The sequence below is a fragment of the Nocardia bovistercoris genome (assembly GCF_015674855.1).
Taxonomy (GTDB): domain Bacteria; phylum Actinomycetota; class Actinomycetes; order Mycobacteriales; family Mycobacteriaceae; genus Nocardia; species Nocardia bovistercoris.
The window spans coordinates 636,352-662,111 of record NZ_JADMLG010000002.1 but is presented as its reverse complement, the minus strand read 5'-3'; the positions used below and the strand labels follow the sequence as shown (position 1 = coordinate 662,111).

The window sequence follows — 25,760 nt, the reverse complement described above, 5'->3', positions numbered from 1 at the left end:
CGACACACCCGTTGCGCGGCGCGGCGCGCGGCAGTCGGGACTTCCGCCGACCGAGACGAGCGACAGTCGACTGTCCGTACCGGAGAGGGCCGTATCCACGACGCCCGTCACACCGGCGTGATGGGCAAGCGCAGCGCGGCGGGAGCGGCCTCGGGAACCGCCGGATTCTTGGGAGCGACGGCCGCGACGCGACGGTACGGCGAGCCGAGCGCGGGCCGAGGATCGGCCTCGCCCTTGTTCGGCCACAGCGACATCGCGCGCTCGGCCTGCGCGGTGATGGTGAGCGACGGGTTGACGCCGAGGTTCGCCGAGATCGTCGAACCGTCGACCACGTGCAGTCCCGCGTAGCCGTACAGCCGTTGGTACGGGTCGACGACACCGGTCTCGGGGGAGTCGCCGATGGGGCAGCCGCCGATGAAATGCCCGGTGATCGGGATGTTCACCATCTCGGTCCAACTGCCCTGCGGGATTCCGTCGATCTTGGCGGCGACGCGCCGCGTGACGTCGTTGCCCGCCGGAATCCAGGCGGGCGGCGCGACGCCCGCGCCGTGGCGGGTGGTCATGCGGCGACCGAATGGTCCGCGCTTGTTGTAGGTGACGATCGAGTTGTCGACGTTCTGCATCACCAGCAGCCCGATCATCCGCTCCGACCAGCGCCGCGGATCGTGGATGGTCACCAGATCACGGCGCTGCCGCCACAGCTCGCGCAGGCCGAGCACCCACCGTCGCTTGCCGTCCGCGCCGTCGACCAGCACCGTGGTGAGCAGGCTCAGCGCGTTGCTGCCCTTGCCGTAGCGCACCGGTTCGACGTGGGTGCTGGGATCCGGGTGGATGGAGGAGGTGATGGCGACGCCTCGGGTGAAATCGGTGTCCCTGCCGCGCGCCTTGGCGGCGAGCACGGCCTCGGAATTGGTGCGCGACAACTCTCCCAGCCGGTCGGAGATATTCGGCAGCACGCCGTCGTCCTTGAGGTTGTGCAGCAGTTTCTGGGTGCCGAGCGCGGCGGCCGAGAACACCACCTGACCGGCGGTGAAGGTGCTGCGCCCCTTGCGAATCCAGCGTCCGGTGCGCACGGTGTCGACCGCGTAGCCGCCGCCGGGCCGCGGTCGTACGGCGACCGCGGTGGTCAGCGGATGCACGGTCGCTCCCGCGCGTTCGGCCAGGTAGAGATAGTTCTTGACCAGGGTGTTCTTCGCGCCGTGGCGGCATCCGGTCATGCATTCGCCGCAGTGGGTGCAGGTGGCGCGTTCGGGGCCCGCGCCGCCGAAATACGGGTCGGCGACGGCGCCGCCCGGCCTTGCGTCCTTGTCGGCGAACAGCACGCCCACCGGGGTGCGGCGATAGGTGTGGCCGATGCCGAGTTCTTCGGCGACTTCGAGCAGCACGCGGTCCGAGGGAGTGGTGGCCGGATTGGTTGTCACCCCGAGCATGCGGGTGGCCTGGTCGTAGTGCGGCGCCAGTTCCGCGCGCCAGTCGGTGATGTGGGCCCACTGCTTGTCACGGTAGAAGGTCTCCGGGGGTTCGTAGAGGGTGTTGGCGTAGACGAGGGAGCCGCCGCCGACACCGGAGCCGCTCATGATGAAGGTGTCCTTCAGCAGGGTCATGCGCTGGATGCCGAAGCAGCCGAGTTTCGGGGCCCACAGATATTCGCGCAGGTGCCAGGAGTTCTTCGCGAACTCGTGGTCGGCGAACCGCCTGCCCGTTTCCAATACCCCCACCCGGTAGCCCTTCTCGGTCAGGCGCAGCGCGGTGACGCTGCCGCCGAATCCGGAGCCGATCACCAGTACGTCGTAGTGCTGGGACTTCCCGCTCATATCCGTCCTTCGCCGAAGTGGTCCGTATCCCAGCTTCGCGGAGTCCGCGGCGGGCCGGGGAGAGATGCGCGGACATCGGATCGAGATTTTCGGCCAATCCGATCGAGAATGCCGCACTGATCGAGAATGCCGTGCTGGCCGGTGGTGCCGTATTGGCCGGGGATGTCGTGCTGGCCGGTGGTGCCGTGCTGGCCGGGGGGTGCGGTGCTGGCTGGGGATGTCGTGCTGGCCGGGGATGTCGTGCTGGCCGGTGGTGCCGTGCTGATCGGCGGTGCCGTGCAGGGCGGGGGTGCCGTGCTGATCGGCGGTGCCGTGCAGGGCGGGGGTGCCGTGCTGATCGGCGGTGCCGTGCAGGGCGGGGTTGCCGTGCTGGCTGGGGTTGCCGTGCTGGCTGGGGATGTCGTGTTGGCCGGGGGTGCGGTGCTGGCCGGGGGTGCCGTGCTGATCTGCGGTGCCGTGCAGGGCGGGGATGTCGTGCTGGCCGAGGGTGCCGCGCAGGGCGGGAACGTCGCGCAGGGCGGGAATTACGCGCGTGGACCGGGTAGAAATGCGGATGCCGAACGCGCCGACCGCTGCCAGCATGGAGAAATGGGGAGCGTACTGATGACGGGTGATCTGCACGGAAATACCGGCCACGCGCTGGCGTCGGTGCGGGCAGCGGTGCGCGAGGATTGTGATCGGTTGTTCGTGCTCGGGGATTTCGGCGCGTGGGAGCACACCGCCGACGGACGGCACTACTTCGACGTCGTCGACCGTTCGGCGCGCCGCAATCGCGTCGTGGTGTATTTCCTCGACGGCAATCACGACAAATCCTCGCTGGTGCACCGCATGTACGGAGCCGAACCGGACGACGAGGGTTTCCTGGTGTGCCGCGAGCGCGTCAGGTACGCGCCGCGCGGACTGCGCTGGACCTGGGAGGGCACCAGGTTCGCGGCCTTCGGCGGCGCCTATTCGGTGGACAAGCAGTGGCGCCTCGCGCAGGAGGCGTTGAAGCGGCGCAAGGCCGTGCGACGCGGACAGTTCGGCGCGTCCCGCATCCCGGTCACCACGGAGACGCTGTGGTTCCCGGAGGAGCAGATGACCGACGCCGAATGTGACGAACTGCTGCTCGACGACACGCCGGTGGACGTCCTGCTGACCCACGACAAGCCGCGCGACTCCGCGCCCGCGTGGAACCGCAAGGATCTGCCGGAGTGCCTGCCGAATCAGGATCGCGTACAGCGGATCGTGACAACGCTGCGGCCGAGCCTGCTCCTACACGGACACCTGCACTACCGCTACACCGACACCCTCGCGCACACCGACGGCCACCGCACGACGGTCGAAGGGCTCGGCGCCGATCCCGAGGCATCCCAACTGCCCGACTATCGCGGCGCCGATTCCTGGTACGCACTGCGCTTGCCGTACACGAGCGCGACGCCTGTTACCGAGGTTGCCTGCTGATCGAGCTCCAACCCGCGCATCTCCGAGCCTGCCCGCAGACCGAACCCCGCGTGAACCGGCGCGGGATCAGTAGGCGCGGCAGGAGTCGCGTGCGGCGTTCTTGGTGTTGTTGAACTTGTCGATCGCGGCGTTCAGCGTGTCGGTGTCGGCGCGCCGCTCGAGGGTGCCCGCGAGCGCGTTGGTGTCGTCGCGGTAGGCGCGCAGTTTCTGCGCGACATCGGACTCGACCTGCGTGGTCAGCGCGCGATCGACCGACTGGGCGCCCGCGCGCAGGGTGGTCACCGCCGCGTCGGCCTTGGGGTTGGTGTCGGGCGCGTTGTTGTTGCTCGCCTCGATGTAGGCGTTGAAGGTGCCCACCGAACTCTCGTTGGCCGCGAAGAACGCGTCGCATGCGCTCTCGGTGGCGGCCTGCGCGGCCGCGGCGCGCGAGGAGGACGCCGCGATCGAGGACGCGGTGACATCGGATTGGTAGGCGGCCAGATCCGTCCGGTTGACCTCGGCGGTGCCCTCGACCTGCGTGGAGCACGCGCCGACGAAGAGGACTCCGATGGCGGTGGCGGCGGTGGCGGCGGTCAGGCCCACCCGTTCCAGTCGTCGCATATGGTTCGCCTTTCTCCCCGCGATCGCGTCCGGTTCGTGACACCGGTGAAAACCGGACCTATCGACCGTACTTCGTCTACCCGGTCGAGGTCAGCCCAGCGTGCCCAGATCGATACCAATCCGGTGGCGAGTCCGGGTGCGGGTGTCGGGCGTGTCCGGGTCAGGGGCGGGCGATGTCGATCACCAAGCGCGTCGGATCGCTCGTGGCGCTCACCGAGAAGGCGGGGCGATCGGCCGCGACGCCGATGAAGGATTGGGTCGTGCCTTCGAAGACCAGTGTGCGATACACCCCGGCGACGGCGGGGACGGACGGATCGGTGACGGGATCGGGGCCCGCGTACGGCGTCACGCCGCTGTCGAACGGGTAGGCCGATCCGGTGATCTGGACCTCGAGGATCGATTGCCCCGCGACTTCCACGACCTTGCCGCTGCCGTCCTGGATCGCGCGATCGGCGTACTGCACGATCCAGCCCGGTGTGCCGGTGCCGCCGAGGTCGTAGACGATCCGGTCGAATCCGGGCTGTGCACCGAGCCGGATATCCGTCACCGTGACGGCCGCGCCGTTCGAGGGCGCACCGCGTTTGGGGAGCGCGTCGGTCGGCACGCGGGCGGGCGGCGATTCGGTGAAGGTGCCCGTGACCTCCGTGGTGGCGGGGGCGGGCGTGGCTTCGGTGTGGTCGCCGTGGTCGGCGTTGTCGCAGCCTGCGATCAACGCCGCGCAGGCGGCGAGCGTCAGCACGGTCCTGTTACGCATGTGGCCGATGTTACTGATGTCACGCTGTGGAACCGGTGATTCGGCGGTCATGCGGTGATTCGGCCGTACGCGCTCGGCGGATGCGCGGCGCTCATAGTCGGATGCGCATATTTGCTGAAAGTGTGCCTGTGCGGGGTATCCGGGGCCGATCCATACCGATGCCCCGGTGCGATAGGGCATCTCGGAGCCGTTGTTCGGTCGGATGTCGGGGTGGGGTCGATGACGGACCATGTCGTCGCGAGCGGCGTGGATGTGCCTTCGCTCACCGTGTCGGGCTATCCGGCTCTCGGCCAGAAGGATTCGACCAGCGTCATCTGGAAAGAGGCCCCTTCGAGGGGGCGACCGGTGATAGCCCTGCGGCATCGACTCGACGGTCCTCGCATCCGCGAATATCCGATCTCACCAGTCGGTATGGACGGGCCGCTCGGCTGTGCGGGCGGCCCGGATGCTCAACGTGTCGGTGGCGCAGATCAAGTCGTGGCGACGGAGTGGGGCGACACCCGCGGGTGTCCGCGCGTGCGCCGTGGCGGTTCGATGCCACGGCGCCGTGCGAGGCGTTTCGGGACGATCGTGAAAGCCGCTGCGCCCGTGCGCTTCACGAGGGCGGGTCGAAGGTTGTCCGCGCGAAACGCGGGTCGGTCGCGACCAATGGGCAACGATCTAGCACACTTGACCTTGTGGGACATGTCGAGGACGTATTAGCCCGGTTGCGGCGGTATCCGGATGTGGAGGCGCTGAACCTCTATGCCGTCGATGCCGCCGATCGGCTGATCCTCGACGTCGCGGGTGATGCGGTCGCCGCGTCTGGTAGCGGAAAGATTGCTGTTATCGGGGATGCGTACGGCGCGCTGACCCTCGGGCTCGTCGTCGCGCACGATCTGCGCGATATTCGCGTCCACCAGGACCTTCTGACCGGCGAACTAGCCCTGGCGAACAACGCGCGGGCCCTCGGACTCTCCGATCGCTACACTCCGCACGGCCTCACCGAAGAATTGCTGGACGGTGTCGAAGTGGTCCTGCTCCGGCTGCCGCGCGCACTGGCCTGCCTCGCCGAGATCGCCGAGGCGATCGCGCGCCACGCCGACCCGAATGTCACGGTCATCGCGGGCGGGCGCGACAAGTACCTGACCAAGTCGATGAACGACACCCTGGCCCAGTCCTTTTCGGAGGTGCGTGCCAGCCGGGGCAGACAGAAGTCGCGCACCCTGCTCGTGGCGGGCCCGAAACCGGTGGGCGACCCGCGCTTCCCGATGCGGGACCGGCTGGACGACCTCGATCTCGACGTCGTCGCACACGGCGCCGCCTTCTCCGGACCACGCCTCGACATCGGCACCAGATTCCTGCTCCAACATCTGAAGTGGATGAAACCGGACGCCCGCGACGCCATCGACCTCGGCTGCGGCACCGGAATCCTCGGCGTCGCCCTCGCCAAGGCCAGACCTGCCATCCGGGTGGTCGGCACCGACCAGTCCGCCGCCGCCGTGGCCTCGGCACGGGCCACGGCCGAGGTGAACGCGGTCGGTGACCGGGTGCGCGTGGTCCGCGACGACGCCATGTCCTCGGCCGCGGACAACAGCGCCGACCTTGTGCTGTGCAATCCGCCCTTCCACGTGGGCGCCGCCGTGCACACCGGCTCGGCGATCAAGATGTTCTCCGAGACCGGTCGGGTGTTGCGGCCCGGCGGCGAACTGTGGACGGTCTACAACTCCCACCTGAACTACCACGGTGTGGTGGAGCGGATGGTCGGCCAGACCGATGTCGTAGGCCGCAATCGGAAGTTCACGGTGACCCGCTCGGTGCGCGGCCTACACGACCCCCAACCGAGGTGACGTAACTCGCGGCCCGCGCACGGAAGCTGTAACTCACGGTCCGCGCGCGGAACCAACGGTCGACCTCCGTACGTTGAACAGTGCATAACGGTCAGCGCCGAGACTGACCAGGACGAACTTTGCCGGTAGCATCCCTTGCATCGGCACTCGAACAGGAGGCGTGCTTTGCGGAGCTCCAGCAATCCGGTCTTCAGAAACTTGCCACGGCAAGAGGGCGTAGGCGGCTACGCCAACTTCGGGTCCGGGGTGACTGGCGCCGGTCAGTTCGGCAACCAGTATGGGCAGCAGCCTCAGCAGCAGCCGTACCAGCCCGCCCCGGCCACTCGCGCCATGACCATCGATGACGTGGTGACCAAGACCGGCATCACCCTCGGTGTGCTCACCCTGTCGGCGATCATCTCCTACGGCCTCACCAACGCCAACACCTCGCTCGCGCCGCTGTTCGTGATCGTCGGCGGTCTCGTCGGCCTGGTGCTCGTGCTCATCGCCACCTTCGCCAACAAGATGGACAACCCGGCCATCGTGCTGTCCTACGCGGTCGCCGAAGGTCTGTTCCTCGGTGCGCTGTCGTTCATGTTCACCGATGTCGAATTCGGCGGCGTCGGCGGCAGCGCGCTGATCGCGCAGGCGGTCCTCGGCACCTTCGGTGTATTCGCGGGCATGCTCGTGGTCTACAAGACGGGCGCGGTGCGGGTAACCCCGCGTTTCACCCGCATGATCCTCGGCGCGCTGATCGGCGTCGCGGTGCTCGCGCTCGGCAACCTGATCGCGAGTTTCTTCATCTCCGGCGGCCTCGGCCTGCGTGACGGCGGCGCCCTGGCGATCGTCTTCAGCCTGGTCTGCATCGCGATCGCGGCCTTCAGCTTCCTGCTCGACTTCGACGCCGCCGATCAGCTGATCCGCGCGCAGGCGCCGGAGAAGGCGGCCTGGGGCGTCGCGCTCGGCCTCACGGTCACCCTGGTGTGGCTCTACGTCGAGATCCTGCGTCTGTTGAGCTACTTCAACAACGACTGATCACCGAAACGAACGAAGGGCGGTCGCTACGGCGGCCGCCCTTCGTCGTGCTCGAATCGATCAGCTCAGGCGCTCGATGACCATCGCCATGCCCTGACCGCCGCCGACGCACATGGACTCGACGCCGAACTGCTTGTCATGGGTCTGGAGGTTGTTGATGAGCGTGGTGGCGATGCGCGCACCGGTCATGCCGAACGGGTGACCCAGCGCGATGGCGCCGCCGGAGACGTTCAGCTTGTCCTCGTCGATCTTCAGCTCGCGGGCCGAGCCGAGCACCTGCACCGCGAACGCCTCGTTGATCTCGAACAGGTCGATGTCGTCGACCGTCTTGCCCGCCAGCGCGAGCGCGCGCTTGATCGCCTCGATCGGGCCGAGGCCCATGATCTCCGGCGACAGACCCGACACGCCGGTGGAGACGATGCGGGCAAGTGGGGTCAGGCCGAGTTCCTTCGCCTTGGTGTCGCTCATGATCACCAGCGCCGCCGCGCCGTCGTTGAGCGGGCAGCAGTTGCCCGCGGTGACCGTGCCGTCGGGGCGGAACACCGGCTTGAGCTGGCTGATCTTCTCGTAGGTGACGCCCGCGCGCGGGCCGTCGTCCTTGCTGATCACGGTGCCGTCGGGCAGGGTGACCGGGGTGATCTCGCGTTCGAAGAAGCCCGCGTTGATGGCGGCCTCCGCGCGGTTCTGCGAGCGCACGCCCCAGTGGTCCTGGTCCTCGCGGCTGATGCCCGCAGAGGTGGCCACGTTCTCGGCGGTCTGACCCATCGCGATGTAGATGTCGGGGATCAGGCCGTCCTCGCGCGGGTCGTGCCAGATGCCCTTGCCGCCTTCCGCGGTGGCTTTGGTCCTCGCCTCGGCTTCGCCGAACACCGCGGCGTTCTTGGTGTCGGGCCAGCTGTCGGCCGAGCCGTTCTTGTATCGCGAGACCGTCTCCACGCCTACCGATAGGAAGACATCGCCTTCACCGGCCTTGATGGCGTGGAAGGCCATGCGGGTGGACTGTAGGGAGGACGCGCAGTAGCGGTGCACGGTGGTGCCGGGCACGAGGTCGTAGCCGAGTTCGACCGCGACGACGCGGGCCAGGTTGAAACCCTGTTCGCCCGCGGGCGAACCGCAGCCGAGGATCAGGTCGTTGATCTGAGTGGGGTCGAGCGCCGGAACCTTGTCGAGCGCCGCACGGACGATCTGGACGGCCAGATCATCGGGCCGGAGGTCGACCAGCGAACCCTTGGCGGCCCGGCCTATCGGGGAGCGAGCGGTGGAAACGATAACTGCCTCGGGCATGAAGGCTCCTTGTGTACTCCGTGCTCAGTTTTGTACTGGCACCTCTATGTGTACCGAATCCCCCGATCGGCGCAGCCGCCACCCCGGCGATTCCACGAGTCCGCGCAGGCGGGCGGTGACGCCGCGACGCTGGGCGGAACGGGCCTGCGCCGACTCGGCCCCGCGCTGCGCCAACCCCGCCGCCAGCACCGGGAGCACGTGCGCGGCGGCCAGTGCGTACCCGTCGGCGGAGGGGTGGAATCCGTCCTCGGCGAACAGCCGGTCTGGTGCGGTGAGGAATTCCGGTCCGAGATCGCGCATGGACACCGGACGGCCGCCCGCCGCCAGCGTGACGCTGAACTGAGCCTTGGCCAATCGGGCGCTCCAGTTGTGCACGATCGTGCGTAACGGCTGCGGTATCGCGGTGACGGTGCCCAGATCCGGGCAGGTGCCGACGACGACGACGCTGCCCGCGCCGCGCAGCCGTGCCACCGCGGCGCCGAGCCGGTGCGCGGAGGCCGAGATCGAATGCTTCTTCGTGATGTCGTTGGCGCCGATGAAGATGACCGCCGCGTCCGGCGGCGGACCTGCCACGAACATGGCGTCGACCTGCCCGGCCAGTCCCTTCGACGTGGCGCCGGAGATGGCCTTGGTGCTCAGTCGGATGCGCAGGCCCGTCGCCTCGGCCAGACCTCGGGCGATGCGCACGCCCGGCACTTCCTCGCACGAGGTACAGCCGAGTCCGGCCGCGGTCGAATCACCGAACACCATCAGGTGTATGTCGACCGGGTGATTCGGTCGCCACGGCTGCGGACGGTCGCAGCCCGGGGTGTAGATGCCGTCGGCTTCGGGCGGTTTGGAGGTGTCGCGCCCGATCGCGCCGCGCGCCACGCCTGCCTGCGCCATCAGGATCCGGTACGCGGCCCACGACGCCGTGCCCGCGCCGGAACCCGCCAGCACGGTGGCCAGCCCTGTCGCCGCCGCGGTTCGCCTGCTCATGCGAGGTGCCACGGCTGTCAATAGTACGGGCTCGGATGCGATGTGCGGAGAGCTCAGGCCGGGACGTCGAAGCTGCCGCGCGCGGGCACGTTGGCTGTATCAGTGCTGACGACGACCTCGATGCGTCCGGGCCCGGTGTCCTGGAACAGGGAATACTGGATGCTCCCGTAGATGCCGGTGACCACATTGTTCTCGTAGGTCCCGACGGCGCCGGTGTTCATGTTCCGCCAGGCGATCACCGTGCGCACCTCGCACAGCGGCGCGAACGGGTAGTCGCCGGGGCCGACGCCCTGTACGGAGGTGGCGCGCACGTTGAGGATGGCGCGTCCGGGCCATTCCTGACTCGTATCCGCCCAGGTCTGGATGTTGGTCCAGCAGGCGCCGCCGTGCGCCAGCGTCGGTACCTGCGGGAAGTAGACGGTGGCCGCGTCGGCCTGCGCGCCCGCGGCGAACGCGGCGGCGGCCGCCGCGCCCGCGAGCACGGTCGCCACGCGGGCGATGTTGGGCTGCTTCATGATTGCCGATACTAGGCGGGCGCGCCCGGGTTCGGGGTGTGTCCGGCCCGGCCGGTCGGCGCGACCGCCGCGCGGGCTTCTGCAACGATGGGGCCATGCGTATCGCGGATCATGTCGTGGACCTCATCGGCAACACACCCCTGGTCCGATTGAATTCGGTGGTCGGCTCGAACGCCGGATTGGTCGCGGCCAAGATCGAGTACCTCAACCCGGGCGGCAGTTCCAAGGACCGGATCGCCGTGAAGATGATCGACGCCGCCGAGAAGTCGGGGCAGCTGCGGGCGGGCGGCACGATCGTCGAACCGACCTCGGGCAATACCGGCGTCGGGCTCGCGCTTGTGGCCCAGCAGCGCGGCTACAAATGCGTGTTCGTCTGCCCGGACAAGGTCTCCGAGGACAAGCGCAACGTGCTGCGGGCCTACGGCGCGGAGGTCGTGGTCTGCCCGACCGCGGTGCCGCCGGAACATCCCGACAGTTACTACAGCGTCTCCGACCGGCTGGTCAGGGAGATCGACGGTGCGTGGAAGCCCGACCAGTACTCCAATCCCGGCGGACCCGACAGCCACTACGAGACCACCGGCCCCGAGATCTGGCGTGACACCGAGGGCAAGATCACCCATTTCGTCGCCGGAGTCGGCACCGGCGGCACCATCACCGGCGCGGGCCGCTACCTCAAGGAGGTCTCCGGGGGCGCGGTGCGGGTCATCGGCGCCGACCCCGAGGGCTCGGTGTACTCGGGCGGCACCGGAAGGCCGTACCTGGTCGAGGGCGTCGGCGAGGACTTCTGGCCGACCGCCTACGACCCGAGCGTCCCCGACGAGATCATCGCGGTCTCCGACGCCGACTCCTTCGACATGACAAGGCGCCTTGCCCGCGAGGAGGGCCTGCTGGTCGGCGGTTCCTGCGGCATGGCCGTGGTCGCCGCGATCGAGGTGGCGCGCCGCGACCCGGACGCCGTCGTCGTGGTCCTGCTGCCCGACGGCGGCCGCGGCTACCTGTCGAAGATCTTCAACGACCAGTGGATGAGCTCTTACGGCTTCCTGCGCACCCGGCTCGACGGCACCATCCACGAACCGCTGGTCGGCGACGTGTTGCGCGGCAAGTCGGGCGCGCTCCCGGATCTGGTGCACACCCACCCGTCGGAGACGCTGCGCGACGCCATCGAGATCCTGCGCGAATACGGCGTGTCGCAGATGCCGGTCGTCGGCGCCGAGCCGCCGGTCATGGCGGGCGAGGTCGCGGGCAGCGTCACCGAGCGCGATCTGCTGTCGGCGGTCTTCGAGGGGCGCGCCCAGCTCACCGATTCGGTGGGCACCCACATGAGCCCGTCGTTCCCGCTCATCGGCGCGGGCGAACCGATCTCGGCGGCCACCAAGGCGCTCTCGGACACCGACGCGCTGATGGTCGTCGACGACGGCAAGCCGGTCGGCGTGATCACCCGCCACGACCTGCTCGGATTCCTCAGCACCGGATCGATCGGCCGCTGAGCCGCTGATCGCGGCGAGCATCGGGATCGAGGGCGCGTCGTCGTCGCCCGGTGCTCGCTTCGTGCGCCTGGATGTGCCGACGGAACGCGGTGCGGTATCGGCCGAAGTCGACGTGCGATCCGAGCGCGTCGAAGGACGACGCCGCGCGGTTCGGCCATCGCGGATACCCACTCGTCCGGGGGTTGCGGCGGCAGGCGGAACCGCAGCAGTCGACGTGCTCGGAGCTCCGGTCACGCGATCGGAGTCTTCGTGCGTCCGGGGTACGGCCGGGTTGTACGCGATCGCGCTCACGTCCTGCGATCCTGGAGCGCGGCCGCCCGGTCAGCGGAAGGCGTTCGCGTCGGTGAGCGCGCGGCCGAGGACCAGTTGGTGCACCTCGGCGGTGCCTTCGTAGGTGAGCACCGATTCCAGGTTGTTGGCGTGGCGCAGCACCGGATAGTCCAGGGTGATCCCGTTGGCCCCGAGGATCGTGCGGCATTCGCGCGCGATGGCGATGGCCTCGCGGGTGCTGTTCAGCTTGCCCGCGCTGATCTGCTCGGGCCGCACCTCGTGCCGGTCCTTCAGCCGGGCGACGCGCAACGCGAGCAGCTGCCCTTTGCCCAGCTCGAGCGCCATATCGGCGAGTTTGGCCTGGGTGAGTTGATAGGACGCTAGCGATTTGTCGAAGACCTCGCGGGTGCGCGCGTACTCGATGGTGGCGCGCAGGCAGTCGCGCGCCGCGCCGAGCGCGCCGAAGACGATGCCGAAACGCGCTTCGCTCAGGCAGGCCAGCGGTGCGCTCAGACCGGCTGACTCCGGCAGGAGCGCGTCAGCGGGCAGGCGCACGTCGTCGAGGTCCAGTTCGGCGGTGATCGAGGCGCGCAACGAGAGTTTGCGGCCCATTTCCCGCGCGCGGAAGCCGGGGGTGTCGGCGGGCACGAGGAAGCCGCGGATCCGGTCGTCGGCGCGCGCCCAGATCACCGCGACATCGGCGACCGATCCGTTGGTGATCCACATCTTCGACCCGTTGAGCACCCAGTCGCCGCCGTCGCGCTCGGCACGGGTGCGCATACCGCCGGGGTTGGAACCGAAGTCGGGTTCGGTCAACCCGAAACAGCCGATCACCCGGCCCGCCGCCATCTCGGGTAGCCAGTGCTGTTTCTGCTCCTCGGAGCCGAACAGGTGGATCGCGGTCATGGCCAGCGAACCCTGCACCGAGACCATGCTGCGCACCCCGGAGTCGACGGCCTCCAATTCCTGGCAGGCCAGTCCGTAGCTGGTCGCGGACATGCCCGCGCAGCCGTAGCCGTCGAGGTGCATGCCGAGCAGGCCGAGCGCGCCGAGTTCGGGCGCCAACTCCCTGGCCGGGAAGGTTCCCGCCTCGAACCACTCCGCGATGTGCGGGCGCAGCCGTCGCGCCCCGAACGCGGCGACGGTGTCCCTGATCTCGCGTTCCTCGGTGGAGAGCAGGTCATCGATCCCGAACAGTTCCTCTACGGTCAGCATGCCCTCAGCCTAGAGGCGTGACCCAGCGGTGATCTTCGTCTCATAGCCGCCGAAGACCGGCGCGTTCGGCACGGGTGCGCGATCATCGCGGATCGGCGGCATCTAGTCTGGGGCAATGACCGAGCTGGGATTCTCCACACGGGCCGTGCACGCGGGATTCGAACCGGATCCGCGCACCGGCGCGGTGAACGTGCCCATCTACGCGAGTTCCACCTTCGCCCAGGACGGCGTCGGCGGATTACGGGACGGCTACGAATACGGCCGCACCGGCAATCCGACCCGTTCGGTGCTCGAAGCGAATCTCGCGGCGCTCGAATCGGGTCGTCACTGTCGCGCCTTCGCCTCCGGCATGGCCGCCACCGACTGCGCGCTGCGCGCGATCCTGCGCCCCGGCGACCACGTCGTCATCCCCGACGATGCCTACGGCGGCACCTTCCGGCTGATCGACAAGGTCTTCAGCCAGTGGGGCGTCGAACACTCCCCGGCCCACGTCTTCGATGTCGACGCGATGCGCGCCGCCATCCGCCCGAACACCAAACTGCTCTGGATCGAGACGCCGACCAACCCGCTGCTGAGCATCGGCGACATCCCCGCGCTCGCCGACATCGCGCACGCCGCGGGCGCGAAACTCGTGGTGGACAACACCTTCGCCACCCCGTACCTGCAGCAACCGCTGCTGCTCGGCGCGGATATCGTCACCCATTCGACCACCAAGTACCTCGGCGGGCATTCCGATGTCGTCGGCGGCGCCCTCATCACCGACGACGCCGACCTGGACGCGGCGTTCGGCTTCCTCCAGAACGGCGCGGGCGCGGTGCCAGGCCCCTTCGACGCCTACCTCACCGTGCGCGGCACCAAGACGCTCGCACTGCGCATGGAACGCCACTGCGACAATGCCGAGACCATCGCCGACTACCTCACCAGGCATCCGGCCGTCTCGCAGGTCATCTACCCCGGCCTACCCGAACATCCCGGGCATGTGGTCGCCGACAAGCAGATGCGGCGCTTCGGCGGCATGATCTCGGTCCGCCTGCACGGCGGTCGCGAGGCGGCGCACGAATTCTGCTCGCGCACAAAGATCTTCACCCTCGCCGAATCGCTCGGCGGGGTGGAGTCGCTGATCGAGCATCCCGGCGCCATGACGCACGCCTCCACCGAGGGGTCGGTGCTCGAGGTGCCGGCGGACCTGGTGCGGCTCTCGGTCGGCATCGAGGACGTCAGCGATCTGCTGGCCGATGTCGAGAAGGCTTTGGGAAGCTGAACACGAGCGAGCGGCCGCCCAGCTGGGCGGCCGCTCGATTCGGGTTTCGTGGCGCAGGGATCAGCTGTGATAGGGCTCCGCGCTGATCAGCGTGACCTTCATGGTGTTGCCGTTCGGCAGCGTGTACTCGCGGGTCTCACCGACCTTGGCGTCGATCAGCGCACCGCCGAGCGGGGAGTTCGGCGAGTAGGTTTCCAGCTTGGAGTCGCTGAGACCTTCCTCACGGGTCGCGATCAGGAAGGTCTCGGTGTCGGACTCGTCGCCGTCGTAATAGACCTTCACAACCGAACCCGGAAGCGCGACACCGGACTTGGTGGGAGCGACGCCGACCTTCGCGTTGTTCAGCAGCTCCTGGAGTTGGCGGATGCGCGCCTCCTGCTGGCCCTGCTCCTCGCGCGCGGCGTGGTAGCCACCGTTCTCCTTGAGGTCGCCCTCTTCCCGGCGTTCGTTGATCTCGGCGGCGATGACGGGACGGTTGGCAATGAGCGCGTCGAGTTCGCCCTTGAGCCTGTCGTGCGACTCCGGGGTCAGCCAGGTCACTTGCGTCTCGGTCATCTCGATCACTCCCTAGTAGTTGTTCCCGGCGGACCGGGATTCCCTGATACCGGTGCGCGCCACCCGGAGGCGGGCGCGCACCAGCCGACGGCTAGAGCGATCCTGGGAAGTTCGTCGAACCCCGACAGGTGGTTACGGGCAAACCCGAAAACCCATAACTCACAGCGCTGGCCGCCAATGCAGCAAACACGGCTCCGAGCCCCGGAACCGTGTATCACGCCATTTTAGCATGATTCACAAACATGCAGGTCGGAGTTAATTTTGCCGGCGGACTCGCGTCGATTCGTAACTTTGAGTTCTTTCGCCCGCGCTGGTGTCCGACCGTGACCGCGCAGGCTAACCGGCCCGCAGATATTCGGGTACCCGATCGCTGCATCCGTAGACATTGCCCGCTGAGGGCCGGGTGGAGGATCGGACGACGGTGGTGAGTTCGACGGTCCCGCTCTCGGACGCGGTGAGCAGGATCTCGCGGCGACCGACCTCGGCGCCGTCGCGGTCCATCGCGCGAACGAAACACACCGCCGGGCGCGTCGGGTCCGCGCGAGTGACCTTGAGGTGGACCGACAGCGTCGAATCGTCGACCACGGTGTAGCCGAGCTGTTCGGCCTCGATATCGCGCGGACCGTACTTCTGGAATCCCAGGTACGCGACGCCAAGGCCCGCGACCAGCACGAACACGCCGATCGCCACCGGAATCCACCGCCGCCGCACCCGCCCCGACCCGCCGCTGTCGAAGCCGTAGCGATCGGCGCGCCGCGCCTGCGCCTCGGCGGCGGAAAGTGCGGTGTGCTCGGGGGCAGGCTGGTTCATCGACGCGGCGTTTTCATGGACGCGGCACACTCCGGGGGGTAAGTCGGAACAAAAGCGGGTCGAATGGAACTATAGGGAACGACCCCGAGACACCCGCGACCGAGAGCGATGGTGAACGAGACGTGAGTGGCCTTCGCCTCATGGCGGTGCACGCCCACCCCGACGACGAATCGAGCAAGGGGGCGGCCACCACCGCCCGGTACGCCGACGAAGGCCACCAGGTCCTCGTCGTGACGCTGACCGGCGGCGAACGCGGCAGCATCCTCAATCCCGCCATGGACACCCCCGGCATCCTCGACCGCATCGTCGAGGTGCGCCGCGAGGAGATGGCCGCCGCCGCCCGTGCTCTCGGCGTGCGCCAGACCTGGCTCGGATTCGTGGATTCCGGGCTGCCCGAGGGGGATCCGCCCCCGCCGCTGCCGGAGGACTGCTTCGCGCTGGTGCCGCTCGAGGTGTCCACCGAAGCGCTGGTTCGGGTGGTGCGCGAATTCCGGCCGCACGTGATCACCACCTACGACGAGAACGGCGGATATCCGCATCCCGACCACATCCGCTGCCACGAGGTGTCGATGGCCGCGTTCGAGGCGGCGGGCGATCCGCAGCGGTTCCCCGACGCGGGCGAGCCGTGGACCCCGCTCAAGCTCTACTACGACCACGGGTTCAGCATGAAGCGGCTCGAGGCGTTCTCCGCCGAGTACGAGCGCCTCGGCGAGCCGTTCCCGCTCCAGGAGTGGCTGGACCGGATGCGCGAGTACTCCGACAACCGCGCCGACAAGATGGTCAGGGTCACCACCCAGATCGAATGCGGCAAGTACTTCCCGCAGCGCGACGACGCCCTGCGCGCGCACGCCACCCAGATCGACCCGAACGGCGCGTTCTTCGCGATTCCGATCGAAGTCCAGCAGCGGCTGTGGCCGACCGAGGAGTTCGAATTGGCCAAGACCCGCGTCACCACCGCGCTGCCGGAGAACGACCTGTTCGCCGGGATCGAGGACGAGCACCGGTGATCGGCGCACTCCTTGCGCAAGCCCCCGCACTCCTCGCGCAAACCCCCGGCACCCCGACGGGGCCCGAGTTCGGCAAGGCCTCGCCGCTCGGCCTGGCCATCATCCTGCTCCTGCTGGTCGGCACCATCCTGCTGGTCCGTTCGATGAACCGGCACCTGAAGAATCTGCCGCCCACCTTCGAACCCGAACATCCCGAGCCGGACCAGGAGGCCGACGAGGGCACCGAACACGGAATCACCCGGCGCACCGATGCGGGGCCGGGCGATTCCGCGAACGGAGGCTGAACTCGCCGGTCGGGTTCAGAACGGCCAGCGGGCGTCGCGACCGGATTCCAGCAGCGGGATCATCTGGAAGCCCGCGTCGGTCAGCCCGCCGAAGGCGTGCCGGTACGGCGTGCCGCTTCGGGCGTGTCCGTAGCGGTAGCCCGCGAGGTTCCACGTGTACAGCGGAACCGTGGCGGGCAGCGCCTTGCCGACGTCGCCGTCGCTCGCCTGCTCGTCGGTGAGGATCACCACCCGGTCGTGGCGCGCGTAGTGCGTGCGCACCGCGCCTGCGGTGTCGGTTCCCCAGCCGATGAAGTAGCCGTCGTCCTGCCAGCGCCGCACCGCGCGCAGCACCGGCTCGTGCGCGCGCGGCTCGAACGCCACGCTCGCCGGATAGGTCCGGCCGTGGTACTCGCCGCCGCTGGAGTAGGAGATCACGTCGGCGTGCGCGCACCGGGTCGCCAGCGCGAGTCCGAAGACCACCGCGGCGTCCCAGCGCTTCAGCGTGCCGTCGCGCGAGAAGGTCGCGGCCATGGAGCTCGACGTGTCGACCAGTACCAGCGTGCGGCCCGCGAGGGCGGGCACGTTCGCCAGCGAATGGTTCAGCGCCCGCTCCAGCGCGTGACCCCAGCGCAGCGACGGCGCGGCGCGATAGGCCGACAGGAAACGCATCGGCAGCTGCCGCGACCGCGCCACCAGCCGCGGGTCGGCCAGCTCCGCCGCGACCTCGGCCGCGACCGCGTCGCCGACCCCGGCCTCGTCGAAGTTGCGCAGGTTGCGCAACTTCGCCATGTAGCCCATGGACGGGATCAGCGCCTCCCACACCGCCGCGTCCAGCGGACCCTGCAGCCAGCCCGCGACCGACTCCCACGTCATCCCGGCCTCCCGTAGCACGGTGCGGGCGCGCTCGACGTCGGTGCAGAGGGCCCGACGCTGTTCGACCGGCATCGCGGCCAGCTCCGCGCGGGCGCGCAGCACCGTCAGCTCGGCGGGCAGGTCGACCGTCCGGTTGCCGTGCCTGCGGTCCAGCGCGTGCTCGAACACCGCACCCTGCCAAGGCTTGTCGGCCGCGGCGGTCGGATGAGTGAGTTCGATGACGTCGGCGAAGCGGAAGCCGCGCGCGGCGCCGTCCCACTTCAACAGTGACCGCTCGTCGTAGAGGCGGCGCACCGCGTCGGCGATACCGCGCTTGACCGGCTTCGGCACGGCGCGGCCGTAGGTCGCGGTCCAGTAGGCGAGCAGTTCACCCGGCTCGTCGGCGCGCTGCAGCACCGCGTCGATCACCTGCCGCGACATGCCTGGCTCGCCCGCGTCCAGCCGCGCCTTGGCGAACTCGGCCGCGCCGACGAGTGCGGCGCTGCGCATGTTCGCGGTGGAGCGCAGCCAGCGCAGCAGCCGTGCCGTCCAGTCCGGGTCGGCCAGCGTCGCCGCGCGGACCAGGGTCGCGTACCGGTTGTCGCGGGTGTTCGCGGACTCGTAGAAGGTGTCCTCGCCCACCATGTTCGACACGGCGAGCAGGAACAGCTCGGCGCGGACCGAGCGCGCGTAGCCGGGGCCGCCCTCGTGCGTGCGCCCGGACGGCGTGGCCTCCGTGGTGACGGGTGAGGTCGCGGCGCGACGAACGCGCGCGAGATTGAACTTGCTCATGTGAATTCCCCCGAGGAATTGCGGGATGATTTCGTGTGCACGGCCCGAGATCGAAATCGACGACGGGGTAATGCCCGCTGTGTCTGCCATTTTCACCATCACCCACTGGCTGGGTGATCCGGATTCGAACCGGAACGATCCGAGGATCGGCGGGTTGGAAGTAGCCGTCGCCTGCGCACCGGGCTGTGTCTATTTGCGGCGACTTCGTCGCTGCGGGTTCGCGGCCCTTTGGGTCTCGCGTCCCAGCGGTCGATACTTGCTCCTTTGTCGCATCGTATCGACCGCTGGGACGCGAGACGGCCGCGAACCGTTTTGCTTTACCCGCGTTCGGGATGCTTTGGTGATTTGTCTTTGAGTGTCACTGTCGCATCCTGTTTCTCGGTGGGGCGTGGAAACGTTTCACTGCCCGGGGCGGCGCACCCGAGGTCGAAGGCGGTGACGGTCGTAAGCGCTCTGGCCAGTTGAGCTACCGGACCTCGTGGTCCGGACGGGACTCGAACCCGCAACCTCTCCGTCTGAAGCGGAAGTAACCGTCTCCTGCGCACCGGGTGCTGACTGAGAATGTAGCGGCCCGCGTGCGCGCGCGCATCGTATTTTTCGGCGGGTGCGTCCGAGTTCTCGTGGCGACGGGTCTGCTCGCCGAAATCCGAGCAATCGGACGAATCCGACAGGAGTTGAACCCGAAGTATCCGTCGCCGTCGCACCGGACGCGGGGTCGGACGATATCCGCACAAGTGACCTTCGCGCAAGCGTTTTCGGCGATGGTGACAAAGGGTACTCGTGGGTAGCGTAGGCATGAGGATGTCGGTCTCGCGTGCTACGAATGCAGTACCCCCTCCAGTGAAGGACTCCCATGCAGACTGTGATCGGCCGGATCGACCGCGCCCTCGATATGACAGGCAAGATCGTCGACGCGGTCGAGACGGAACGATTGTCGGCGGCGACGCCGTGTGCCGAGTGGGACGTCCGCACGGTGCTCAACCACATGGTCGGCGGCATGCGTCTCTACGCCGCCGAACTCGCGGGCACCGAACCCGTCGGCGCGCACGACGCCGACTGGCTCGGCTCCGACCCACAGGCCGCCTACGCCGCGGCCGCCGAAATCGACCGCGCCGCATGGCATCGCCTCGACGTGCCCGACGCCACGGTGCGCCTGCGCTTCGGCGCGGTCGCCGCGCCGGAGGCCGCCAAGGTGCACCTCACCGAGGTGGTCGTGCACGGCATCGACATCGCACTCGCCCTCGGCCGCCCCGACCTCGCCGACGACGAACTCAGCGCCGAACTGCTCGAGGACATGCTCGAAACCCGCGGCGTCGAACCGTTCCGCCGCCCCGGCCTGTTCGAGCCCGAACTCCCCATAGCCGCCGACGAACCCGCCCACCGCAGACTCCTGGCCTACCTCGGCCGCACCTGGCACTGAACCGACGCCCCGCTCGGGTACCACCGGTTCGCGGCACCGATCTTCTTCGCGACCACGCCCTCCGCTGACCGGATCCCGACAACCGGGCGAACGAGCGCCTACCAGCAGGCGGTTTCCAGACAACACCCGGTGGTGCGGAGCCGTGCCCACCGGCCGGGCCGGACGTCGTGCCACCGGTCGAAGACGCCATCGGTAAGTGCCTCAGCGGTGGGATAGTGTGACACGAAGACAGATTGGGGGGGGGATATGTTCTCGTATGTCGACATTCCGGGATCGCCTCGGACAGCGGGCAGGCAATGACGACTTGCGCCGAGGTGCCGGTTGGCCAGGCTCGAGGCTGCCGTGGCTGATCTCGATGTGGATGTGGGCCGCCTCGAGGGCTTCAAACTGGATCTCCAGGATCTGGCGACGAATTCGACGTCGAACGCCGCTCGCCAAGATTCCGGAATTGCCCTCCCCGCCGGTGCTTCGGGCCTGATCGGGAGCCTCGCGGCGCCCCTCGAGCAGTTTCGGTCCGCGCACTCCGCCGTCCTCCGGTCCGATATCGCCGCGATGGGTGATCTGGCGACGAATCTGTCCACCGCGGCGAATGCGTACCGGACGACAGATCAAGCGAACGCGAACGCGATCGCCACGGGCACCGGTGTCGCGGCGAACAATTGGAGCGGGGCGGGTGTCAGTCGCTTCGGCGGGTTGCAGCTACCCAGCCTTCCCGCTGTCGCGGACGACGCATACGCCATACGGCAGATGGTTTCCTCGGCCGTCGCGCGACTCTCGCCCTACGACGAGCCGATGAGTATCGCGTTGGGCGTCGAGCCGACCGCTGAATACCTCACGCCGCTGCTGGGGGATTGGGAATCGATCGAGGTCGTCGGTAGGCGTATCGGCCTGCTCGGTATCAACGACTATGTCGGATCCCAGAACATTGTGAACGGCGCCGCGTGGGTGAATTCGGGATGGTCCGGCGCCGCGGCGCAGTCGTTCGCGGCGAGTGCCGGGAATCTGGGACGGACCATGGGTGCGCGCAGTGCCGATCTGGAGAACGTATCGAAGATCGTGGAGCAGGGTGGGATCTACCTCGAGCGGTTGGTCGCCGATCAGGTATCGGATCTCGGCCGGAGAATACTCGCAACTGTGGAGTACAACGGAATGTCCTTCCCGCTCGGGGCTTGGGCAGACCTGGCGAACGATCCTGTTCCGGGGCAATTGAAATCGAGTATCGCTACCGGGGTCGATGGGTTGAAGCGAGCGGCCGAGGCGCGCAACGACGCGATCGTCGCGGCTCTCGCAAAGATATCGGGGGCGCTGAATTACGTTCCCGGACAGAATGTTGCGTCCTATAACGCCGCCGATTTCGAACTGCCGGAGAGGGTGGTCTCGGATCCGGGCGTCAAGCGTTACGGAATCGGCGGTACCGTATGGTGGCAGGAGGGGCAGGGTGCGGAAGACCGGGTCTGAACGCGCGACGGGTGGTGGCTCGATTCGTCGGGTGCAAAACTTCGCGACCGCGCCGGGAGCGCTCTGATGTCGCCACAAATTCCCGGCATGCCGACGCCGCCGAAGCCCGACGCGGGCGCGGGTGGGCACGGTTCGCAGCCGATCTACAGCCGTGCCGACGACCTCGCGTTCTTCTATGCCGCGTCCAAGGCGCAGGCATTGGCCGATGCCGCGGGTCTCACGCACGCGGCAGCCGGTATGCGCCATTATCTGGACAACTCGGGCAGTGACTTCACGATCGAGCCCGACGCGGCGATGACCGACGTGGCGAACTTGAAATCGCATGCCGACCTGGTCATCTCCGAGAGAATCGGAGACTTGGCCCGTGATCCGTCCAACCACAACAAGACTGTCGCGTTCACGACGCCGTGGCACGGTACTTCCGTCGGCCAGTCGGAGAACCAGGATTGGTTCCTGGCCATGGGTTCGGTAGAGGTCTGTGCCACCGGAGTGGTCACTATCTCGCCCGCGGCGGGTGGGGGACAGTCCCACATTGCGATGGATTATCAAGTCCATTTCTTCGACCGATACAACTGGGACGGCAAGAAGTTCGTTGTCATTCTGGGGGTGAAAATTACCGACCAGAGGATGGGTGGATTGCATACCGCGGGATTGGCGAAGGAATTCAATCAGTTCGGCACGTCGTCGACGAAACACTTCGAGGGGATGCTGCCCGCGTACGGGAGTATCGATCTGCCGTCGCCGGACGGTGGTCGAGGCGGTTCGCGTACGGATCCGACGCGGTGAGGGGATCCGCGTACCGCCTGCCCGGGCTGGTTCATCGTCTCCTGCTGCCCGCCGTGATCGGGTTCACCCTGGCGGCGCTACCCGGATGTTCGAGTCCTGTCGAACGCGGCGCCGAGCCGACAGCGCAGTCGGACAGTGCCGAGCTCGTGCAGGAAGCGGTCGATTTCGGTGACTGGGTGCTTCCCGCCGATGGCAAGGTGCTGATGGTCAAACGGGAGAATCCCGACGATGTCGAATACAACCTGGTGGTCGAAACCTCGCCCGCGGGGTTGACGTCGATGCTGGAGGGTTCCGGCTACCGCGCCGAATTCTCCGAAACGCGGCCGATGGTGTTCCAACCGATCGCCGGACCTCCGCTCGACACCTCACCGCGTGTGCTGCGCGCCCAGGATCTTCACGTGTCCCGCGTGGGGAAATCCATGATCCGCGATGTCTACGTGGACGAGCGCACCGTAGATCTGCGGATAGTGCACATCGAGTTCCGCGGACAGTAGATCGCGATCCTCCGCTGCGGATCACGGGCCTGTCTCGGTCGCACCTGCACCGAGCCGATGCCCGCGGCTGATTCGAGTACGGCCACACGGCACGGCTCTTCCCGCGATGAATTCCCGGATGCGTTCAGTGTCCGTATTGCGGAACCGCGGCCATCTCCTCGCCGAGGAACCCGCCCGATTGGTGCCGCCACAGCTGAGCATAGGTCGCGTTCGCGGCGAGCAGCTGCTCGTGCGTTCCCTGCTCGATCACTCGTCCTCGGTCGAGCACGACCAACTGGTCCATGCCTGCCACGGTGCTCAGCCGGTGCGCGACCACCAGTGCCGTGCGCCCGCGCATCGACTCCCAGAGTGCCTGCTGCACAAGCACTTCGCTCTCCGAGTCGAGGGCGCTGGTGGCCTCGTCCAGCAGCAGGATGGGCGCGTCGCGCAGGATGGCGCGGGCCAGCGCGACCCGCTGCCGCTGCCCGCCGGACAGTTTCACGCCGCGCTCGCCGATGAGGGTGTCCATGCCGTGCGGCAGCGCGTCCGCGAATTCGGTGACGTGCGCGGCTTCCGCTGCCCGTCGGATCTCCGCGTCCGTTGCGTCGGGGCGCGCGAACCGGATGTTCTCGCGCAGCGAGCGGTGGAACATGGCCGGATCCTGTGGCACATAGGCGATCATGCCGCGCAGGTCCGCCTGCCGCAGCGTCGTGATGTCCTGACCGCCGATCCGGATGGCGCCGGACTGGATATCCATCATCCGTAGCACCAGCTGGGTGATGGTGGTCTTGCCGCCGCCGGAGCGCCCGACCAACCCCACCTTGGCGCCGCTCGGCACATGCAGATCCAACCCGCGGAACAGCTGCCGCGCGCCTTCGTGCGTGAAGTGCACCGTCTCGAACCGCACGTCGTAGCCGCGCGGGCGCAGCGGTTCCGTGATTTCGGCGTCGCGTACCTTCGGCTCGTCGAGCAGCAGTTCGGTGAACTGCGCCGCCTCGGTGAGCACGGTCTCCAACCGCCGATAGATCTGGTTGAACCGGAACATGATCCCGGTGGCGTTGAAGTAGTAGGTGAACGCCACCACGATGGCTTCCACCCCGACGTCACGGCCCGCGAGGCCGAGCGCGATCGCCAGACCGGCCACATTGGTGATCACCAGCAGCGGCGTCACCAACGTGTCGATCTGAAGGTTCGCGTAATCCCAGGAGCGCAACGATTTTCGCTGCGCCGAGGCGACCCGCCGCCGATGTTCGGCCGCCTCCTGCGGTTCGGCGGCGAAGGCGCGCACCACCTGCATATTGGCCAAGCTGTCCGCCACATGCCCGGAGACCTCCGCGATCGCCGCCTCCCGCTCGTCGACGAGTATCTGGCGGCGCCGGATCAAGGGCAGGATGACCAGCGCCGTCACCGCGATCATCCCCATCAGCACCACCACCAGCCACGGGTTGTAGCGCCACAGCACCACCGACGCGAACGCCAGCGGCACCAGCGCCGCCATGATCTCGAAGGCGAGGGTGTCCACGAACTGTTCGAACCGGGTCGCGAAACTGAGCGAACGCTTCGTCAGCGATCCGGCGAAGTTGTTGTGGAAGAACGCCGCGTCCTTGGCGAGCAACTCGTCCATCGCCACCACATACAGGTGTTCGATACCGTACGCGTCGATCCGATTCAAACAGTGAACACCGATGCGCCACAACAGTTCCGCCACCAACAGTGCCCCGCCGAAGGCGACGATGAACCAAGTCAGCGCCCCGAAACCCGTATCCCCGGTCACCGCGACCCGGCCGACCATCATCGCCACGATCAACGGCGCGACATACAGGTTGAAGATATTGCCGAGCGCGGGCCCGAGCAACGCCGGAATCGCCAACCCTTTCCGCGCGGTCACCTCCCGACCGTAGAGCCGCAGAACCAATTTGATCGCCGACACCCGTGAACCCATGAATCCCCCTTCTCGTCTCGAACCAGCGAGCGATGCAGGTGAGCCATGATCCCGCGTCGAGCCACCCACCGCCACCGATTTTCCGGCCACGATGTGTTCGGGGTCGTTCGGGCGGAGTGGTTCGATGGCCACGCCGAGCCGCTCCGTTGTCACCGGACAACGGACGCGGCTTTTCGGCGCACGGCTGTGGGTTACCAGCTGTTCCAGTGGGTGAGTTGCTCGGCGGGCAGGCGTTTCGCCGGGCGGAAGTCGGTGCCCTGGGTGTAGGCGATAGGGAACAGACCGCCCTGGCTGTACTTGTCGAACGGGATGCCGAGCAGGTCGGCGGCGCGCTTCTCGCCGTCGCCGACGAGGTGCAGTGTCGTCCACGCCGAGCCGAGTCCGCGCGAGCGCAGAGCCAGCATGAAACTCCATACCGCGGGCAGCAGCGAGCCCCAGAAACCGGCGCTCGACACGCCGGGGGTGTCCTCGGCGCGGCCCTCGAGGCACGGGATCAGCAGGACCGGGACTTCGTGGAGGTGCTCGTTGAGGTACTTGGCCGAGTCGAATATGCGGGGCCTGCGCAGATCGCGGTCGTCGCCGAACTCGGGTTTCGGTGCGTCCAGGTACGGGGTGGCGTAGGTTCGGTAGATGTCGGCCAGCCCTTGCTTCCGCTCGGCATCCTCGACGAACACCCACTGCCAACCTTGGGAATTCGAACCGGTCGGCGCCTGCAGCGCCAGTTCCAGGCACTCGAGCAGCACCTCGCGCGGCACCGGACGCTCGAGGTCGAGCCGCTTGCGCACCGACCGCGTGGTGGACAGGACGTCATCGGCGGACAGGTTCAGTACATTCCCGACTGTCATTACGTATCCTCTCTCGGGCGCTGCCGTCCGGCCGACGCCCTGGATTCCGAGTACCGCGAACCAATCTGCCCAACACCGAACCCGCGCGTG

At 67.9% G+C, this 25,760-nt stretch carries 23 protein-coding genes and 1 tRNA gene; 11 read left to right on the top strand and 13 right to left on the bottom strand.

The genetic code is table 11. The features are described 5' to 3' along the window. Positions 1-107 precede the first annotated feature (107 nt). Positions 108-1,814: an FAD-dependent oxidoreductase gene (locus IT779_RS07050; protein ID WP_196148334.1), complete on the bottom strand. Its 1,707-nt coding sequence runs from the start codon at positions 1,812-1,814 to the stop codon at positions 108-110. Between the two features lie 162 nt (positions 1,815-1,976). Between IT779_RS07050 and IT779_RS07045 the strand changes: the two genes are divergently transcribed. Continuing rightward, positions 1,977-3,257, top strand: coding sequence for a metallophosphoesterase family protein (locus IT779_RS07045; RefSeq protein ID WP_196148333.1), 1,281 nt, complete (start codon positions 1,977-1,979; stop codon positions 3,255-3,257). A gap of 66 nt (positions 3,258-3,323) precedes the next feature. On the opposite strand, the gene IT779_RS07040 is transcribed toward IT779_RS07045, so the two are convergent. After that, positions 3,324-3,857 (bottom strand): hypothetical protein, encoded by a 534-nt coding sequence (locus IT779_RS07040; protein WP_196148332.1) that lies wholly within the window; start codon positions 3,855-3,857, stop codon positions 3,324-3,326. A gap of 160 nt (positions 3,858-4,017) precedes the next feature. Then, positions 4,018-4,611: an AMIN-like domain-containing (lipo)protein gene (locus tag IT779_RS07035; protein ID WP_196148331.1), complete on the bottom strand. Its 594-nt coding sequence runs from the start codon at positions 4,609-4,611 to the stop codon at positions 4,018-4,020. Positions 4,612-5,288: 677 nt separating this feature from the next. On the opposite strand from IT779_RS07035, the gene IT779_RS07030 reads away from it, so the two are divergent. Next, positions 5,289-6,440: a class I SAM-dependent methyltransferase gene (locus IT779_RS07030; RefSeq protein WP_196148330.1), complete on the top strand. Its 1,152-nt coding sequence runs from the start codon at positions 5,289-5,291 to the stop codon at positions 6,438-6,440. A 165-nt stretch (positions 6,441-6,605) separates the two neighbouring features. Then, complete coding sequence (locus IT779_RS07025; RefSeq protein ID WP_196148329.1) at positions 6,606-7,454, top strand: Bax inhibitor-1/YccA family protein; 849 nt, start codon at positions 6,606-6,608, stop codon at positions 7,452-7,454. Between the two features lie 60 nt (positions 7,455-7,514). Here the strand turns inward: IT779_RS07025 and IT779_RS07020 are convergent, their stop codons facing one another. Genes IT779_RS07020 through IT779_RS07010 form a run of 3 tightly spaced genes read right to left on the bottom strand, consistent with a single transcriptional unit; the run spans position 7,515 to position 10,231 of the window. Beyond that, positions 7,515-8,738 carry an acetyl-CoA C-acetyltransferase gene (locus IT779_RS07020; protein WP_196148328.1) on the bottom strand — a complete coding sequence of 408 codons (1,224 nt, stop codon included), beginning with the start codon at positions 8,736-8,738 and terminating at the stop codon, positions 7,515-7,517. Between the two features lie 24 nt (positions 8,739-8,762). Then, positions 8,763-9,716, bottom strand: a complete 954-nt coding sequence (locus IT779_RS07015) for an SGNH/GDSL hydrolase family protein (protein WP_196148557.1) — start codon at positions 9,714-9,716, stop codon at positions 8,763-8,765. 53 nt (positions 9,717-9,769) lie between these two features. Beyond that, positions 9,770-10,231, bottom strand: coding sequence for a hypothetical protein (locus tag IT779_RS07010; RefSeq protein WP_196148327.1), 462 nt, complete (start codon positions 10,229-10,231; stop codon positions 9,770-9,772). Positions 10,232-10,326: 95 nt separating this feature from the next. Between IT779_RS07010 and IT779_RS07005 the strand changes: the two genes are divergently transcribed. Next, the gene (locus IT779_RS07005) at positions 10,327-11,718 is read left to right on the top strand and encodes a cystathionine beta-synthase (protein ID WP_196148326.1); all 1,392 of its coding nucleotides are present in this window, start codon (positions 10,327-10,329) and stop codon (positions 11,716-11,718) included. Positions 11,719-12,039: 321 nt separating this feature from the next. On the opposite strand, the gene IT779_RS07000 is transcribed toward IT779_RS07005, so the two are convergent. Beyond that, positions 12,040-13,203, bottom strand: coding sequence for an acyl-CoA dehydrogenase family protein (locus tag IT779_RS07000; RefSeq protein ID WP_196148325.1), 1,164 nt, complete (start codon positions 13,201-13,203; stop codon positions 12,040-12,042). A gap of 115 nt (positions 13,204-13,318) precedes the next feature. Between IT779_RS07000 and IT779_RS06995 the strand changes: the two genes are divergently transcribed. Beyond that, positions 13,319-14,464, top strand: coding sequence for a cystathionine gamma-synthase (locus IT779_RS06995; protein WP_196148324.1), 1,146 nt, complete (start codon positions 13,319-13,321; stop codon positions 14,462-14,464). A gap of 60 nt (positions 14,465-14,524) precedes the next feature. Here the strand turns inward: IT779_RS06995 and greA are convergent, their stop codons facing one another. Beyond that, positions 14,525-15,019 carry a transcription elongation factor GreA gene (gene greA, locus IT779_RS06990; protein WP_196148323.1) on the bottom strand — a complete coding sequence of 165 codons (495 nt, stop codon included), beginning with the start codon at positions 15,017-15,019 and terminating at the stop codon, positions 14,525-14,527. 336 nt (positions 15,020-15,355) lie between these two features. After that, positions 15,356-15,829 (bottom strand): DUF4307 domain-containing protein, encoded by a 474-nt coding sequence (locus IT779_RS06985; RefSeq protein ID WP_196148322.1) that lies wholly within the window; start codon positions 15,827-15,829, stop codon positions 15,356-15,358. 122 nt (positions 15,830-15,951) lie between these two features. On the opposite strand from IT779_RS06985, the gene mca reads away from it, so the two are divergent. Next, on the top strand, positions 15,952-16,836 hold the full coding sequence (mca, locus tag IT779_RS06980) for a mycothiol conjugate amidase Mca (protein WP_332838692.1): 885 nt from the start codon (positions 15,952-15,954) through the stop codon (positions 16,834-16,836). Continuing rightward, positions 16,833-17,120, top strand: coding sequence for a hypothetical protein (locus IT779_RS06975; protein ID WP_196148321.1), 288 nt, complete (start codon positions 16,833-16,835; stop codon positions 17,118-17,120). Before mca ends, IT779_RS06975 begins: the two co-directional genes overlap by 4 nt. A 15-nt stretch (positions 17,121-17,135) precedes the next feature. Here IT779_RS06975 and IT779_RS06970 read toward each other — a convergent pair whose 3' ends face one another. Together IT779_RS06970 and IT779_RS06965 are read right to left on the bottom strand one after the other, a co-directional pair. Continuing rightward, positions 17,136-18,746, bottom strand: a complete 1,611-nt coding sequence (locus tag IT779_RS06970) for a TROVE domain-containing protein (RefSeq protein WP_196148320.1) — start codon at positions 18,744-18,746, stop codon at positions 17,136-17,138. 479 nt (positions 18,747-19,225) lie between these two features. Next, positions 19,226-19,294: transfer RNA gene (locus tag IT779_RS06965), tRNA-OTHER, on the bottom strand. 305 nt (positions 19,295-19,599) lie between these two features. Between IT779_RS06965 and IT779_RS06960 the strand changes: the two genes are divergently transcribed. The 4 genes from IT779_RS06960 (at position 19,600) to IT779_RS06945 (ending at position 22,904) form a co-directional block, all read left to right on the top strand. After that, positions 19,600-20,166, top strand: a complete 567-nt coding sequence (locus IT779_RS06960) for a TIGR03086 family metal-binding protein (protein ID WP_196148319.1) — start codon at positions 19,600-19,602, stop codon at positions 20,164-20,166. 804 nt (positions 20,167-20,970) lie between these two features. After that, positions 20,971-21,624, top strand: a complete 654-nt coding sequence (locus tag IT779_RS06955) for a hypothetical protein (protein ID WP_196148318.1) — start codon at positions 20,971-20,973, stop codon at positions 21,622-21,624. 66 nt (positions 21,625-21,690) lie between these two features. After that, a complete protein-coding gene (locus IT779_RS06950; protein WP_196148317.1) occupies positions 21,691-22,410 on the top strand; it encodes a hypothetical protein in 720 nt (239 codons plus the stop codon). Beyond that, positions 22,407-22,904, top strand: coding sequence for a hypothetical protein (locus IT779_RS06945; protein WP_196148316.1), 498 nt, complete (start codon positions 22,407-22,409; stop codon positions 22,902-22,904). The genes IT779_RS06950 and IT779_RS06945 overlap by 4 nt, the downstream gene beginning before the upstream one ends. A gap of 124 nt (positions 22,905-23,028) precedes the next feature. Here the strand turns inward: IT779_RS06945 and IT779_RS06940 are convergent, their stop codons facing one another. Next, a complete protein-coding gene (locus IT779_RS06940; protein WP_196148315.1) occupies positions 23,029-24,825 on the bottom strand; it encodes an ABC transporter ATP-binding protein in 1,797 nt (598 codons plus the stop codon). Between the two features lie 191 nt (positions 24,826-25,016). After that, positions 25,017-25,670 (bottom strand): nitroreductase family protein, encoded by a 654-nt coding sequence (locus tag IT779_RS06935; RefSeq protein WP_196148314.1) that lies wholly within the window; start codon positions 25,668-25,670, stop codon positions 25,017-25,019. Positions 25,671-25,760: the final 90 nt, after the last annotated feature.

Coding starts and splice junctions, on each gene's coding strand:
- IT779_RS07050 (WP_196148334.1), bottom strand. CDS start 1,814: ATGAGCGGGAAGTCCCAGCACTACGACGTACTGGTGATCGGCTCCGGA.
- IT779_RS07045 (WP_196148333.1), top strand. CDS start 1,977: ATGTCGTGCTGGCCGGTGGTGCCGTGCTGGCCGGGGGGTGCGGTGCTG.
- IT779_RS07040 (WP_196148332.1), bottom strand. CDS start 3,857: ATGCGACGACTGGAACGGGTGGGCCTGACCGCCGCCACCGCCGCCACC.
- IT779_RS07035 (WP_196148331.1), bottom strand. CDS start 4,611: ATGCGTAACAGGACCGTGCTGACGCTCGCCGCCTGCGCGGCGTTGATC.
- IT779_RS07020 (WP_196148328.1), bottom strand. CDS start 8,738: ATGCCCGAGGCAGTTATCGTTTCCACCGCTCGCTCCCCGATAGGCCGG.
- IT779_RS07015 (WP_196148557.1), bottom strand. CDS start 9,716: ATGAGCAGGCGAACCGCGGCGGCGACAGGGCTGGCCACCGTGCTGGCG.
- IT779_RS07010 (WP_196148327.1), bottom strand. CDS start 10,231: ATGAAGCAGCCCAACATCGCCCGCGTGGCGACCGTGCTCGCGGGCGCG.
- IT779_RS07005 (WP_196148326.1), top strand. CDS start 10,327: ATGCGTATCGCGGATCATGTCGTGGACCTCATCGGCAACACACCCCTG.
- IT779_RS07000 (WP_196148325.1), bottom strand. CDS start 13,203: ATGCTGACCGTAGAGGAACTGTTCGGGATCGATGACCTGCTCTCCACC.
- IT779_RS06995 (WP_196148324.1), top strand. CDS start 13,319: ATGACCGAGCTGGGATTCTCCACACGGGCCGTGCACGCGGGATTCGAA.
- greA (WP_196148323.1), bottom strand. CDS start 15,019: ATGACCGAGACGCAAGTGACCTGGCTGACCCCGGAGTCGCACGACAGG.
- IT779_RS06985 (WP_196148322.1), bottom strand. CDS start 15,829: ATGAACCAGCCTGCCCCCGAGCACACCGCACTTTCCGCCGCCGAGGCG.
- IT779_RS06970 (WP_196148320.1), bottom strand. CDS start 18,746: ATGAGCAAGTTCAATCTCGCGCGCGTTCGTCGCGCCGCGACCTCACCC.
- IT779_RS06960 (WP_196148319.1), top strand. CDS start 19,600: ATGCAGACTGTGATCGGCCGGATCGACCGCGCCCTCGATATGACAGGC.
- IT779_RS06950 (WP_196148317.1), top strand. CDS start 21,691: ATGTCGCCACAAATTCCCGGCATGCCGACGCCGCCGAAGCCCGACGCG.
- IT779_RS06940 (WP_196148315.1), bottom strand. CDS start 24,825: ATGGGTTCACGGGTGTCGGCGATCAAATTGGTTCTGCGGCTCTACGGT.
- IT779_RS06935 (WP_196148314.1), bottom strand. CDS start 25,670: ATGACAGTCGGGAATGTACTGAACCTGTCCGCCGATGACGTCCTGTCC.